At 64.2% G+C, this 12,606-nt stretch carries 11 protein-coding genes; 4 read left to right on the top strand and 7 right to left on the bottom strand.

The features are described from left to right. Positions 1 to 5 precede the first annotated feature (5 nt). On the top strand, positions 6 to 818 hold the full coding sequence (xthA, locus tag E8F06_RS12575; protein WP_280367563.1) for an exodeoxyribonuclease III: 813 nt from the start codon (positions 6 to 8) through the stop codon (positions 816 to 818). A 183-nt stretch (positions 819 to 1,001) separates the two neighbouring features. On the opposite strand, the gene E8F06_RS12580 is transcribed toward xthA, so the two are convergent. Then, positions 1,002 to 1,331, bottom strand: coding sequence for a YegP family protein (locus E8F06_RS12580; RefSeq protein WP_280367566.1), 330 nt, complete (start codon positions 1,329 to 1,331; stop codon positions 1,002 to 1,004). A gap of 250 nt (positions 1,332 to 1,581) precedes the next feature. Between E8F06_RS12580 and E8F06_RS12585 the strand changes: the two genes are divergently transcribed. Continuing rightward, positions 1,582 to 2,949, top strand: coding sequence for a phosphate ABC transporter substrate-binding/OmpA family protein (locus E8F06_RS12585; RefSeq protein ID WP_280367568.1), 1,368 nt, complete (start codon positions 1,582 to 1,584; stop codon positions 2,947 to 2,949). Between the two features lie 171 nt (positions 2,950 to 3,120). On the opposite strand, the gene E8F06_RS12590 is transcribed toward E8F06_RS12585, so the two are convergent. Further along, on the bottom strand, positions 3,121 to 5,346 hold the full coding sequence (locus E8F06_RS12590) for a TonB-dependent siderophore receptor (protein ID WP_280367570.1): 2,226 nt from the start codon (positions 5,344 to 5,346) through the stop codon (positions 3,121 to 3,123). 347 nt (positions 5,347 to 5,693) lie between these two features. Here E8F06_RS12590 and E8F06_RS12595 point away from each other — a divergent pair, with 347 nt between their 5' ends. Next, complete coding sequence (locus E8F06_RS12595) at positions 5,694 to 6,704, top strand: TerC family protein (protein WP_280367573.1); 1,011 nt, start codon at positions 5,694 to 5,696, stop codon at positions 6,702 to 6,704. Next, positions 6,697 to 6,873 (top strand): hypothetical protein, encoded by a 177-nt coding sequence (locus tag E8F06_RS12600; protein ID WP_280367575.1) that lies wholly within the window; start codon positions 6,697 to 6,699, stop codon positions 6,871 to 6,873. Before E8F06_RS12595 ends, E8F06_RS12600 begins: the two co-directional genes overlap by 8 nt. Positions 6,874 to 7,460: 587 nt before the next feature. On the opposite strand, the gene E8F06_RS12605 is transcribed toward E8F06_RS12600, so the two are convergent. From E8F06_RS12605 to E8F06_RS12625, 5 genes are all read right to left on the bottom strand, one after another. Further along, complete coding sequence (locus E8F06_RS12605) at positions 7,461 to 7,619, bottom strand: hypothetical protein (protein WP_280367577.1); 159 nt, start codon at positions 7,617 to 7,619, stop codon at positions 7,461 to 7,463. Beyond that, entirely contained in the window at positions 7,607 to 10,111 is a 2,505-nt protein-coding gene (locus E8F06_RS12610) for a fimbria/pilus outer membrane usher protein (RefSeq protein ID WP_280367578.1), read from the bottom strand. Before E8F06_RS12610 ends, E8F06_RS12605 begins: the two co-directional genes overlap by 13 nt. Positions 10,112 to 10,126: 15 nt before the next feature. After that, complete coding sequence (locus tag E8F06_RS12615) at positions 10,127 to 10,864, bottom strand: fimbria/pilus periplasmic chaperone (protein ID WP_280367581.1); 738 nt, start codon at positions 10,862 to 10,864, stop codon at positions 10,127 to 10,129. A gap of 693 nt (positions 10,865 to 11,557) precedes the next feature. Then, complete coding sequence (locus tag E8F06_RS12620) at positions 11,558 to 11,833, bottom strand: type II toxin-antitoxin system RelE/ParE family toxin (protein WP_280367583.1); 276 nt, start codon at positions 11,831 to 11,833, stop codon at positions 11,558 to 11,560. Beyond that, complete coding sequence (locus tag E8F06_RS12625; protein ID WP_280367585.1) at positions 11,833 to 12,105, bottom strand: ribbon-helix-helix domain-containing protein; 273 nt, start codon at positions 12,103 to 12,105, stop codon at positions 11,833 to 11,835. Before E8F06_RS12625 ends, E8F06_RS12620 begins: the two co-directional genes overlap by 1 nt. Between the last annotated feature and the right edge of the window lie 501 nt (positions 12,106 to 12,606).

A 12,606-nucleotide genomic window follows, 5' to 3' on the forward strand; every position in this document is an offset into this window, starting at 1 on the left:
TCGCGATGAAGATCGTTTCTTTCAATATCAACGGCCTGCGGGCACGTCCCCACCAGCTCGAAGCGCTGATCGCCAAGCACCAGCCGGACGTCATCGGCCTGCAGGAAACCAAGGTCTCCGACGAGCAGTTCCCGGAAGCCGAAATCCGCCAGCTCGGCTACCACGTGCACTACCACGGCCAGAAAGGCCACTACGGCGTCGCCCTGCTCTCCCGCCAGGAACCGCTGGCGCTGTCGAAGGGCTTCCCCGGTGACGCCGAAGACGCCCAGCGCCGCTTCATCTATGGCACCTTCGCCGATGCCCAGGGCAACCCAGTGACGGTGATGAACGGCTACTTCCCCCAGGGCGAAAGCCGCGATCACCCCATCAAGTTCCCGGCCAAGGAACGCTTCTACGCCGACCTGCAGGTCCTGCTGGAGCAGCAGTTCCAGCCCAGCCAGCCACTGGTGGTGATGGGCGACATCAATATCTCGCCGGAAGACTGCGACATCGGCATCGGCGAAGAGAACCGCAAGCGCTGGCTGAAGACCGGCAAATGCAGCTTCCTGCCGGAAGAGCGCGAATGGCTGGCACGCCTGAAGAGCTGGGGCCTGGTGGACAGCTTCCGCCAGCTCAATCCGGAAGTGAACGACCGTTTCAGCTGGTTCGATTACCGCAGCCGCGGCTTCGAGGACGAGCCCAAGCGTGGCCTGCGCATCGACGTGATCCTTGCCAGCCAACCGCTGCAGGCGCGTATCAAGGATGCCGGTATCGACTACGAACTGCGCGGAATGGAAAAGCCTTCGGACCATGCGCCGATCTGGCTGGAACTGGGCTGATATTGCTACCGGGTGGATGTAGGAGCCAGCTTGCTGGCGAACCTGCTGAGCTCGGTCTTTCGCGAGCAAGAACTGGGTGTCCCCCTCGCTCCTACACAAGCGCCGAACCATCGCAGCGTGATTCACTCTACGCTCAACGAAAAAGGCCCATCGATGATGGGCCTTTTTCGTTCAGTGCCTGCCTCAGGCTTCCTTCACCTGCTGGGTCGTACCTACCCGCATGATGGTTTCAATGGCGTGCTGCAGGGCGATCTCGGAATCGTAGAGATGGCTGCGCACGATCACGTCCTGGTTGGCGGCACGCAGCTTGAAGTAGTTCTTGCCGCTCGAATCGATGCGCCGCACGAAGCGCTCCTCACGCGCGCAGTTCTCGCGCATCAGGGCCATGGCGTCCTCCGCAGCGGCCCTATCCTGGTACACGCCACTGTCCAGCAGGGTCCGAGCATCAGCCGCTTTCAATCGCAGGCGCCAGGTGCCGCTGCTGTTCTTGCGCAGCTCATACCAACCACTCATGTCACAAAACTCCTTCAGGTTTCGGGGAATTCGCTGCAAGACGCCGTTGGGGGCGCTCGCAGAAGCCGGCCACCCTACAGGCGAAGGTGATGAGCCGGGGCTCGGTTCCATGAAGGCAACGGGCCCTTCGGTGCAGAGAAATTTCCTAGGCCGGTGGAAAACCGCAGAACAGAGCAGTCCTGTCATATCTCCGTCACCCGACTGACTTAATCTCGCGGCTCCCTCCAAACCCAGAACAAGGTGTCTGCCCATGCCGCGCGCCATGACCGCCAGCGACAAGGATCTGTGGGGTCGTACCCTCAGCATGTTGCTGCTCGGTTTCATCTGCTACGCACTCCCCTGGTCGGTGTTCGCCGCCCAGCCCGAAACCGTCCTGCGCATCCAGGGCTCCAACACCATAGGCGCCAAGCTTGGGCCGGCCCTGGTCAAGGGGATGCTGGAAGAAGAAGGGATGCGCGCCGTTCACCAGACGCCGGGTGATCGCGAGAACGAGGTGCACATCCTCGCCCACGATGCCAATGGCAAAGAGGTCCGCGTGGAACTCGCGGCCCACGGCTCGTCCACCGGTTTCATCGCGCTCAAGGACAGCAGCGCCGACCTGGCTGCCTCCTCGCGCCCGATCAAGGACGCGGAAGCCCAGGACCTGTCCTCCTTCGGCGACCTGCGCGGCCATCAGGCCGAACAGGTGATCGCCATCGACGGCCTGGCCATCATCCTGCACCCGGACAACCCGCTGCGTGCCCTGACCACCGCGCAGCTGGCCGCGGTCTTCGCCGGCGAGGTGAAGACCTGGGAAGAACTCGGCGGCAAAGGCGGCGCCATTCATGTTTATGCCCGTGATGACCAGTCCGGCACCTACGACACCTTCAAGGAACTGGTGCTGGCCCGCCAGGGCAAGACCCTGGCCGGCACCGCCCAGCGCTTCGAGTCCAACGACAAACTCTCCGCCGCCGTCAGCGGCGACCCGCAGGGCATCGGCTTCGTCGGCCTGGCCTCGATCAACCAGGCCCGCGCCCTGGCCATCGCCGACGGCGACTCGCAAGCCATGCCGCCCAGCGCCGAACTGATCGCCACCGAGGACTACCCACTGTCGCGCCGGCTGTTCTTCTACATCAAGCCGGGTGAGGAGAACCGCTGGGCCAAGGCCCTGGTGCACTTCGCCCAGAGCCCGCGCGGCCAGGCGATCGTCGACCAGACCGGCTTCGTCGCCCAGCAGGTGCAGTCGATCAAGGTCCAGGTGCAGAAGGACATGCCGGAGAGCTATCGCGAACTGGCCACCAATGCCCAGCGACTGTCGGTGAACTTCCGCTTCCAGGAAGGCAACGCCAACCTCGACAACAAGGCCCTGCGCGACGTGCAGCGGGTGCTGGACTACCTGAAGCAGACCGACAAGCTGCAACAGAAGGTGGTGCTGGTGGGCTTCGGCGATCCGAAAGCGGACCCGCAACGTGCCGAACTCCTGTCCAAGCTCCGGGCCATGGCCGTCCGCCGCGAACTGGCCAAGGGCGGCGTCACCCTGAAGGAAGTGACCGGTCTGGGTGACGAACTGCCGGTTGCGGCCAACACGGCCGAAGAAGGACGGATTCGTAACCGTCGAGTGGAAGTCTGGGTGTATTGAGAACAGGAAATCAGACGTAGGGTGGACCACGCTTCACCGGCCCACCACTCGCGGCCCTGTGTAGGAGCGAGCTCTGCTCGCGAACAGTCCGAGCACGGCCCTTCGCGAGCAAGCTCGCTCCTACAAGACGTCAGAGGCCCCTTTCCCCGTCGGGAAAGGGGCCTCGCCGCATCAGAAGTCGAAGCGGGTGGTCAGGGTGAAGTTGCGCGGATCGCCATAGAAACCACCGTTGTAGAAGCCCAGATTGCTGAAGTACTTCTCGTCGGTGAGGTTGTTGCCGTTCAAGGTGACGGAAACCTGCTCGGTCACCTGGTACTTGGCCATGGCATCCAGCACCCAGTAGCTGCCCTGGGTGTAGCGCTGCGGGTTCACGTCCGTCCAGATCTTGCTCTGCCAGCTGGCCGAACCGCCGATGCTCAGCTTGTTGAACTGGCCCGGCAGGCGGTAGTTGGTGGAAAGACGGAACATGTCTTCCGGCTCGGTGGTGGAGATCTTGTTGTCGTCGCCATCACGGGTGATGCGGTGGGTGTAGCCGCCCTGCACCTGCCAGTCCGGCATCAGTTCACCGGCGACTTCAAGCTCGAAGCCCTTGGTCTTGGCGCCCTGCACCGCCCGGAACACGCTCCTGTTGGTGACCGGATCGATGACACCGGTGTCCACCGCCAGGTTGTCCTGCTTGACCTCGAACAGCGCCAGGCTGGCATTCAGGCGGCCATCGAAGAACTCACCCTTCAGGCCCGTCTCGTAGGCGTCGCCCTCTTCTGGCTCGATGGCCTTGCCGCTGGCGTCCGTTTCGCTTTCGTGGGGTTTGAAGATGCTGGTGTAGCTGGCGTAGACCGACCAGGTGTCGTCGAGGTCGTAGACCACGCCGGCATAGGGCACCACCACACCGTTTTCCTGCAGGTCCTGCAGCTTGCCGCTCTGGCCGGTCACCAGGTTGGTCCCGGTACTGTCCATCTCCCAGTTGGAAACACGGCTGCCCAGGATGACCGACAGGTCTTCGGTGGGTTTGAAGCGTCCGGTCAGGTAGGCCGCGGATTCCTTCAGCTCGTCATCCTGTTTGGAAGTCGGGTTGCCCCAGGCGGGCTCGGGGAAGTCGCCGGTCCAGCCGTTGATGGTGGACACGCTGTCGAAGAAGAACGGCCAGTTGGTGGACTTGGACTCGATGTCACGGTGCGACAGGCCGACCACCAACTCATGCTCCCGGCCCAGCAGCTGGAAAGGTCCGCTGGCGTAGAGGTCGTAGGCATTCTGGCTGGTCTCGTAGCGGTATTTGCCACGCCAGATGGACATGCCGCTGCCATCCACCGGATTCGGGTTGCCGCTGGCCGCCGAACCCAGGGTGATGGGCGCATCGGTCTCGGTGCGGGTGATCGACGCCTTCACCGTCCAGTCGTACGCTAAACGCTGTTCCAGGGTCACGAATGCGTTGTCGTTGGTGTTGTCCCACTGGCTCCACTTGGTGCCGGGGTTGAACGAGCGGGAGAAGCGGAACTTGTTGCCATTGCTGTCGAACAGCGGCGTCGAGGGGCCCCAGGAGGAACCTTCCGGACGGTTGGTCTGGCGGCTCAGGCCTGCGCTCAGCAGGGTGTCCTCGGTGATGTCGGATTCGAGGATGCCGTAGAACACCTGCTTCTTCTCGGACAGGTGGTCCATGAAGGACTGGCCATCCTCGTAGGCGGTGACGAAGCGGCCACGCACGTTGCCTTCAGGGGTCAGCGCGCCGCCGATGTCGAATTCGCTGCGGTAGGTATCCCAGCTGCCCGCGCTGGCGGAGACGTAGCCGGAGAGCTCGCGGGTCGGGCGCTTGCGCACCAGGTTGACGGTCGCCGACGGGCTGCCGAAACCGCTGAGCAGGCCGGTGGAACCCTTCAGCACTTCCACGCGGTCGTAGATGACCATGTCGGTCTGGTCGATGCCGTTACCGAAGCGGAAGGCTGCCGGCATGCCATCGACCTGGAAGTTGTCGATCTCGAAGCCGCGGGACTTGAAGCTGGCGCGGCTGCTGTCGAGCTTGTTGACGGTGATGCCGGGGGTCTTCGACAGCACTTCGCCGATGTTGGTCAGGCCCTGGTCATCCATCTGCTGGCGGGTGATGACGCTGACCGATTGCGGGGTCTCGCGGGGCGAAAGCGCCAGCTTGGTGGCGGTGCGCGTCGAACCGGTGGTGTAGGAACCCGTGCCTTCGGTGGTCTCCCCCAGGCGGTTGTCGGTAATGGATGTAGCCCCGATTTCCAGCGTTCCTTCGCCGTTCTGCTGCTCCTCGGCCAGCACCATTCCGGTCTGCAATGCCAGGGTCACCCCCAGAATCGCCATGGATAACGGATGGCGCGTGAGCCGCGCGGCAACGGCATCCCCAGCCGTCCCTGCCGCGTTGAACGCATACTGCTGTTGCACTCTCAATCCCCTTGGATGGTCTGTCTGCTTGTTGGCCGGCTAACCAACGGACTTGTTCTTCTGTGCGGCGCTCTTGGCTGGCGCCTGGGGACCGCGCAGACGGGATCGCATCCGGCGGCGGATGCGAAAATTACCATCCAATGATAATTATTTACAAATGTAAAATTTACGCATTCGCAAACATGACTTAGGAGATTTCCTACAACGGGCAAAGAATTGTTACAGCGGGTCCGTTCCTCCTTTCCCCGACCAACGGTTAGGCTTCCCTCTGTGACGCCGGGCCCCTCTGACGGCTTGCCAGCCGCCATGTCGGAGTCACGTTTTATCAACGACAGAAGGAGGGGCTCATGGCAGCTCTACATGCATTTCTCACCGCCGACTTCCTCGGCACCGCCACCTGGTTGTGGCTCGTCTTCCTCACAATCGTCCTCGCCCTGCTGATCTTCGACCTCGGCGTGCTGCACCGTGACCAGCACGAAATCGAGATGCGCGAAAGCCTGCTGCTCTACGGCGGCTACTTCAGCGTCGGCGTGCTGTTCGGTGTCTGGGTGTGGTTCGAGCTGGGTGCGCAGAGCGCCCTGGAGTTCTACACCGGCTTCCTGGTCGAGCAGTCGTTGTCCATGGACAACGTCTTCGTCATGGCCATGATCTTCGGCTTCTTCGCCATCCCCCGCCGCTACCAGCACCGCGTGCTGTTCTGGGGCATCCTCGGCGTGGTGGTGCTGCGCGCCATCATGATCGGCCTGGGCAGCGCCCTGGTGAAGGAGTTCGACTGGATCCTCTACGTGTTCGGCGCCTTCCTGCTATTTACCGGGGTGAAGATGCTCGTTTCGAAAGAGGAAGCTCACCCGGACCTGGCCAACAACCCGGTACTGAAGTTCGTCCGCCGCCATATCCGCGTGACCGACGACCTGCACGGCTCGCACTTCTTCGTGCGCCTGAAGCAGGCGGGTGAAAGCAAGGCCCTGCTCTACGCCACCCCGCTGTTCCTGGCCCTGGTGCTGATCGAGCTGGCTGACCTGGTGTTCGCGGTGGACAGCGTCCCGGCGATCTTCGCCATCACCCAGGACCCGTTCATCGTCTACACCTCGAACATCTTCGCCATCCTCGGCCTGCGTGCCCTGTACTTCGCCCTGGCGGCGCTGATGCACCGCTTCGTGTATCTGAAGTACGCCCTGGCCCTGGTGCTGATCTTCATCGGCGGCAAGATTTTCCTGCACGGATTCATCGGCAAGATTCCCCCGCTGCTGTCCCTTGGCGTAACCTTCGGTCTACTTGCCGGTGGTGTGCTGCTGTCGCTGCTGAAGACCCGCGACCGCCCGGCCAAACGCACGGGAGACCTGGAGAAACATGGATGAAGTGCGGATTGAGCCCTTCGAGAAAAGCGGTCGTATCTTCTGGCGTGTACGCCTTGGGCATCGCAGTCTGACGTTCCAGGAGGAACTCGCCGCGCGTGCCTTCGCCGCGCAACTGCACCTGCGCATGGGCTGGTTGAAGGCCAGGAACCCGGCGCCCGGGAAAGACTAGGTCCAGGGGCTCGATGAGGTCGTTCTCCTGCCGGAAATAACGCGCCCGCATGGGGAGGCTGTATTCGGTCTTGCGGTCATCGGGGGAGACACCCCCAAAGAGCTTCCAGTTGTAGTACGCGTCCCGCATTTGCAATTGGATCAAGAGAGGGTCCAACCGAAAAGACGATGCTTTTGCGTCATCCAGCCGCACGCGGACGGCACCGCCATCCCCTACCCAACTCATGAACTCGTCCTGCGCACGGACCGAAATCCAGTTGGGAAATTTTTCCTGATCGATCATGTCGCCATTGAAGAGATCGCCGGCTCCTAGCGCCCCGTAAAAAGGCTGGCGGTTGCTGTACCGCAGGGCGAATTCGACCCAGGGAGTGGCGTCTCCTCCATGCTTCAAGCTGCTCGCCGGATGCTCCCCCAGGCCCACCCCTTGGTCCTGCTGCACAAGGCCAGGGGGATCGGCTCCGGCGCATCGTCGGGAACCCTCACATTGGGAAGACTGATAGTGTGATAGCTGATCTGCGTCCTCCAGTTTAAGGCGCCAGCCGTAACGACCGTCATGGGGACGGCTGCCGTGATATTCCGCCCCTGCGGTTACTCCGCCCGGGCGAGAATGCTGGCGCAGATCTTGGCCCGGGCCTGCTGCTGCATGCCCAGCAGGCAAAGGCACTGGGCGGCAATCAAGCGGTAGGGCAACGGGTTCTCTTTGCGGGTCCGGCGGCGGGCCTCGTTGGTCAGGTTCAGCGGGCGCACAGGACCTCCTGCATGTCCAGGTCGTTGGCGGCATCGGGCAGGGTCACCCGGCATTGCTGTTCGCCGCCCTGCCCCCAGCGCACCTCGGCGTAGGTCGCGTCTTCCTGGACGCGGGCGTAGAGCTGGCCGTCCTGGCCGACCAGGCCCAGGTCCTTCCCGGCGGAGTCCAGCACGTTGGCGCCGAAGGGCACCGGCGTGCCGTCGCCCAGGGTGGCGCGCAGCAGCACGGCGCGGCCGCGGCTGGTCTCGTATTCCAACAGCACCACGGCGCCGGCACGGGGCGCCACCTGGCGGCTGGTTTCGGCCAGTTCCACGTTCAGCGAGCTGCCACGAGGGTCGATGCCGACGGTGTTCATCTCGTAGGGCTGCAGGTAGGGCAGCAGCGCCTGGCCGGAGCGGTCCAGGCGCAGGTTGGAGCGGCCCGACAGCCGCGCGCCGCCGGCTCCTGGGGCCACTACCACGGCCATGGTCTCGCCGCTCTGCTGGCCGAAAGTCACACCCATGGGGTGGGCGACGATGCTGCCGTTCAGGCCGAGGGAAGCGCTCTTGTAACCCTTGCCCTGGCTCATGCTGCCACTGGCACTGGCATAGGGGCCGGCGTAGCGGCCGCTGACCGAGGGGCTGACGGTGCGAGTGCTGCTGTCGCGCGAGGCCGAGACGCTATAGCTGTACTCGCTGTCCTCGCCGGCGATGCCGCTGAGGGAGGCGCGCTCGTTGTGGCGGCCGTCGCTGCCGCGGCTGTAGCCGGCGGAGAGGTATTGGCGGCTGCTGCTCCTGCCGAAGTCCAGGGGCATGCTCAGGCTGATCAGCAGGTTGTTGTCGGCGGCCTGGCCCTTGCTCTCGCTGCGGGTGCCAGAGACGGCCAGGCCTATGCTACGCACCTGGCGGGCGTAACTGAACTGGTACTGCAGGTCGTTGCCGGAGCGGTTCCAGTAGTTCTGGGAGATGCCGTTGAAGGTCACCCGTCCCCAGTCGCCGAGTTCCTGGCTGACCGTGGCGGACAGGCGGCTGCGCAGCCGGCCGGCACTCCTGTCGAGAGAGCCATGCTGCTCCGCATCGCGCAGTTGGGCGGCGGTGTTCAGGTCCATGTAGTTCTCGGTGGAGAAACGGTAGGCGGCGATGGCGATGTTGGTACCGCTCTGCACCAGGTTCTTGTTGTAGGTCAGGCGCAGGCTCTGGCCGTTGTGATCACCGCTGGGCAGACGCGCCTGGGCCTCTGTCAGGTCGATGGCCAGCGCCCCCACGCTGGTGCTGTAGGCCGAGCCGGCCATCACCGCCATGTAGTCTTCGCTGGCCTGGGCGCCGCCGTATGCAGTGACCAGGTTGCTGAGGCCCTGCTGCAGGGTGCCCTGGAGGAAGTAGGGTTCGTCCTTGAGGCTGTCGTTGCGCAGCCTGCCGGCGGCGAGGTTGTAGCGACGCGCACCGGGGCGCAGCAGCTGGGCTACCGAGGCGTAGGGCACGGAGAAGTGCTGTTCGCTGCCGTCGGCCTCGATGACGGTGACGTCCAGGTCGCCGCCGTAGCCCATGGCGTTGAGGTCATCGATGATGAAAGCGCCGGGCGCCACGGTGGTTTCCAGCAGCAGGTTGCCGAACTGGCGCACCTGCACCCGCGCGTTGGTGCGGGCGATGCCCTGGATCATCGGCGCATAGCCGCGCTGGGTGTGGGGCTTCATGCGGTCGTCGCTGGCCAGTTGCACGCCGGTGAACGGGATGCTGTCGAAGAGCTCGCCGCTGCTGGAAGTCTCGCCCAGGGTCAGCTGGCTTTCCAGCGCGGTGATGTCGCGCTGCAGGTAGGTATTCAGCGCCTGGTACTCGCGCGACCTGCCGTCCTGCCAGCTCAGCGAGCCGTTGTGGCGCAGGCGCCAGTCGCCCAGGTTGATGCCGGCGTCGAGCCCGGTGTAGAGCGAGTCGGAATTGCCGGAGCGGGTCTGCGAGCGGGTAGCGCTGAGGTTGTAGCCGAGCACCCCGGCGGTGACGCCACGGTCCCACAGCTCCGGGCTCACGTAGCCGCGCGCGTTGCGCCGCAGGCTGGCCTGGGGAACGCTCAATTCCAGGCGAAGGGCCGCCATGTCGAAGCTGGCCCTGGCGTTCTCGATCAGGGCCGCCAGGTCGGTGCAGGGGCTGGTTTCCTCCAGGAGCCGGCGCGCCGCGTCATCCAGCAGGTCGAGGTCCACGCCGACCAGGTCGAGCATCTCGCGGTCGACGCAGACGATGGGCGCGCCCTGGGCATTGCGGGCGACGCGCACATCACGTCGCAGCGTCAGTTGGCCGTTGAGGGTGATGTCGGCGCGATAGTCGCCGGGGACCAGCGGATTCTCCTCCTCGAACAGACTGACATCGAAGGTGCGCTCGTCCGGGGCCAGGAAGACGTCGTTGAAGATGACCCTGGCCGGGGTCTTGCCTTCAGCCAGGGAAACATTGCCCGGCAGCAGGGCCAGGCCGCCCAGCACCGCTGCGCTGAGTGGGGCCAGGGGGAAGCGGCGACCATCCATGATCGGCTCCAGAGGTCAGCGTCCGAGCGGCAGGGTGATCGGCACGCCGCCTCCGAAATCGTTGATGATCGTGTACTCGACCTTGGCGTCGGCCGCCGGGCGCGGCGCACCGGCCGGCAAGGGAAAACGCTGGGTTTCGCCGGGCGCCAGCATGCCGCCGCCCAAGGCGGTGCGTGCCTGGCCGGCCAGCGCCACCTCGCTGAAGGAAACGTGGAAGCGCGAGGGGTTGTGCCCTTCCAGGGCCAAGCCCCTGCCCCCGTCGGCCTCGACCAGCCGCCAGCTCACCTGTTTGGGCGCCTCCTCCACGCCGCTCAGCCCCGCAGGGCGGTAGAACAGCTTGATGCGGGTACGGAAGGCCAGTTGCAGCATGTTCCGACCGTCCAGCTCTTCCTCGCTGGGCTTGGGCGGCAGTTCCAGCACGTTGAACCAGTAGAGGGACTCACGGTCCTGCGGCAGGGCCTTGGCCAGCAGTCGCAGGCGCACGCTCTGGCCCTTGCCCGGGTTGACGCGGAACACCGGCGGGGTCAGCAGGAAGGGGCTCTTGGCCTTGGCCGCGGTGCTGTTCTCGTCACCCTCGTCGATCCAGGCCTGTGCCAGCACCGGGGTCGTGCTGTTGTTCTTGATCTGGACCGTGACCTCTTCCCGCTCGGCGGGGTAGATGATGCGGGTGCCGGTGATGACCAGAGCGGCCTCGGCAAGGGGGCCGAACAGTGCGGCGGCGAGCATGATCGACAGGACTGGAATGCGCAGCATGGGACCTCTGGATGAGTTCAACGCGGTGGATGACGACGGCTTGCCGGAACGACCCGGGAAGGTGGCCGCCCCCAAGGCATGGCTTGCGGGCGAGGTGCGTCAGGACGTGGGTGATCCATGGAAAGCCATCCTTGGCAGGAGTGCTGGAAAGTGGCGTCGTTTCCTGATTGCCACGGGGCGAAAACCTTATCCCAGGGGCAAATCGCAGTTCCATGGACCAGCGCCCCGGCAAGTCGTAGGACGCGTCTAACTGGCAAGCCGGAGAGTGCCGGCCAGGGCCGTTGCCGCGCGGATGCGGGGGTGAAGGGAGTCGGGGTGACCCGCCTTCCCGGATTGCATCCGGGCTACCAGGTCAGGCGGAAACCTTGTGGGGGCGATTTCAATCGCGATGCCGGCCGCAGGGCTGCCCTACTGAGCCTTGGGGGCAACTGCGTTGCCCTCAGCGAATGAATTCGCCCCCACATGAAAGAGTCGTAGCCCGGATCGAATCCAGGGACAGCGGCAGGGTTTTCCCGGATTGCATCCGGGCTACCAGGTCAGGCGGAAAACCTGTGGGGGCGATTTCAATCGCCAAGCAGGCCGAAGGGCTGCCCTGCGAGACATGAGGGGGCAACTGCGTTGCCCTCAGCGAATGAATTCGCCCCCACATGAAAGAGTCGTAGCCCATCAGATGCAATTCGGACCACCGGGATATCAGCGATCCTCGCGGGTGTGCCACAGGCGCAGCAGGTAGAGGGTGGAGTCCGCGATCTCGTAGCGCATCTCATAGTGCCCCACCAGAATCCGCCGCACGTCACGCGGCGCGAACTCTTCCAGCCGTTCGCCGATGCGCGGGTTGGCCAGCAGGGTGGTTGGCGCGGCCGCCAACTGCTGTACCGTGCGGGCCGCTGCGGGCGGGTTCACCACCGATAGGAACTCGTAGAGGCGGGCCAGATCGGACAGAGCCTTGCTCGTCCACTTCAACTCCATCAGCGCGGCACCGGCAGCGGCGTGTCGGTGCTCAGGCTATCTGCCCAGGCCTGGACGGCCTGATGGTCGATCACGCGGCCGGCATCCACATCGGCCAGAGCCTCGCGGGTCAAGCGGCTGCGCTCTTCTTCCTGGTCGAGCCAGGCAGACAAGGCCTGCTTGACGATCCAGTTCCTGGAGCGCTCCAGGCGCTCGGCAACCTCATCGACCCGTTCGGCCAATTCGACGGGAACGTGAGCGGTGACAGATCGGGTTTTGGCAGAAGAGGCCATGATGATCATTCCTGTGCTGCAAACGAATGTTGGGCGGCCATCGGCGATGCGTTTCGTGCAGATCCGCGCATAAGCGATTCAAAATTAATCATAGTAAATAGCAGTGCATCGTCCAACCCCAGGCCCAACTCACCTGCGAGCTCAACATCCACTGGCAATCCGCTGGCGGGGATTTCCCGGATTGCATCCGGGCTACCGGGGCGGGCGGAAAACCTGTGGGGGCGATTTCAATCGCTGGGCGGGCCGAAGGGCTGCCTTACTGAGCCGTGGAGGCAACTGCGTTGCCCTCAGCGAATGAATTCGCCCCCACATGAAAGAGTCGTAGCCCGGATCGAATCCAGGGACAGCGGCAGGGTTTCCCGGATTGCATCCGGGCTACCAGGTCAGGCGGAAAACCTGTGGGGGCGATTTCAATCGCTGAGCAGGCCGAAAGGCTGCCTTTGAAGTGGCCTAATGATTCTGGACACCCCGATAGGGCGTTAAGCTGCGCCCAAGCAAGAG

Source organism: Pseudomonas sp. BN411 (genome assembly GCF_029871235.1).
GTDB lineage: Bacteria > Pseudomonadota > Gammaproteobacteria > Pseudomonadales > Pseudomonadaceae > Metapseudomonas.